The sequence below is a fragment of the Vibrio sp. Vb1337 genome, assembly GCF_033338715.1.
Classification (GTDB): Bacteria; Pseudomonadota; Gammaproteobacteria; order Enterobacterales; family Vibrionaceae; genus Vibrio; species Vibrio alginolyticus.
The window spans coordinates 1-1265 of the sequence record NZ_JAWOTD010000134.1 but is presented as its reverse complement, the minus strand read 5'-3'; the positions used below and the strand labels follow the sequence as shown (position 1 = coordinate 1265).

Genomic DNA, 1265 nt, shown 5'->3' with positions numbered 1-1265 from the left:
TGCCTTACGGTGAGCAAAAAGACGAAGATGAAGCGCAATTGGCGTTGTCATTCATTAAACCTACGCATTCTATCTCTGTGAACATCAAACAAGGTGTTGATGGTATGCATGCCGCTTCTAATATTGCACTAGAAGGCACAGGGCTAATGCCAGAAGACGCGGCAAAAGTAGACTTTGTAAAAGGTAACGTAAAAGCACGTGCTCGCATGATCGCTCAATACGAGATCGCTGGTTACGTCGGTGGCTTGGTGTTAGGTACTGACCACTCTGCAGAAAACATCACTGGTTTCTACACCAAGTTTGGTGATGGCGCGTGTGACCTTGCCCCTCTATTTGGTTTGAACAAACGTCAAGTGCGCGAAGTAGCCGCAACGTTGGGCGCGCCAGAGGTGTTAGTGAAGAAAGTGCCAACCGCAGACCTAGAAGAACTGGCTCCGCAGAAAGCAGATGAAGATGCACTAAACCTAACTTATGAGCAGATTGACGACTTCTTGGAAGGTAAACCAGTTTCTCAACAAGTTGTCGATCGTTTGGTTTCGATTTACAAAGCAACTCAGCACAAGCGTCAGCCAATCCCAACGATTTACGACTAAGTGATCTTTTTTGCTCGCTTTTAAAACTCAAAACGCTGCTAAAATTAGCAGCGTTTTTTGTTGGTTAGTGGCCGCACCTTCTCGGTTATTCCGTTACCGTGACATCCGTTTCTGGAATCGCGCAACACGCCAATACCGTTCCCATTGCGCGTTCTTCATCCGTCAAGGCTGGTACATCTGGGTGATGAACTTGTCCTGATGTGAGCTGTACCTTACACGCACCGCACAAGCCAGCACGACAGCTATTGCTCACTACTTTCCCTGCATCTTCAATCTGATCCAAAAGCGTTTTTTGATTGTTGCCTTGGATCTTCAAGCCATTGAATTCAATCTCAACCTCTTTTTCTGGTCTTGCTTCCACAGCAGAAACACCAAAGGCTTCTTGATGATAATGTGCCTCTGGCAAACCTTTCTTCAACAATAAGTTTTTGGCTTTTTGCATGAAACCATCAGGCCCACAAACAAACACTTGTCGTTGTTCAACGTCTTTGATTTGCTTGATATGAGACAGACTTAAACGCCCTTTAAGACCAAACCAATCCACCGCTGGTTGCGTTAAACAGATTTTCACTTCCAGCCCTGAATGTTCGCGTTTTAATTGCTCTAACTCTGAGCGACATGGAATATCGTGCTCAGTACGGCATTGATGATAAAACACCACGTCATTCAGTT

General features: G+C 45.5%; 2 protein-coding genes. One reads left to right on the top strand and one right to left on the bottom strand.

Annotation, left to right across the window (positions count from 1 at the left end):
* On the top strand, nucleotides 1-593 hold a 593-nt coding region (gene nadE / locus R7E42_RS24495), incomplete at its 5' end, for an ammonia-dependent NAD(+) synthetase (RefSeq protein ID WP_318073162.1).
* A gap of 85 nt (nucleotides 594-678) precedes the next feature.
* On the opposite strand, the gene R7E42_RS24490 is transcribed toward nadE, so the two are convergent.
* On the bottom strand, nucleotides 679-1265 hold a 587-nt coding region (locus R7E42_RS24490; RefSeq protein WP_318073161.1), incomplete at its 5' end, for an iron-sulfur cluster-binding domain-containing protein.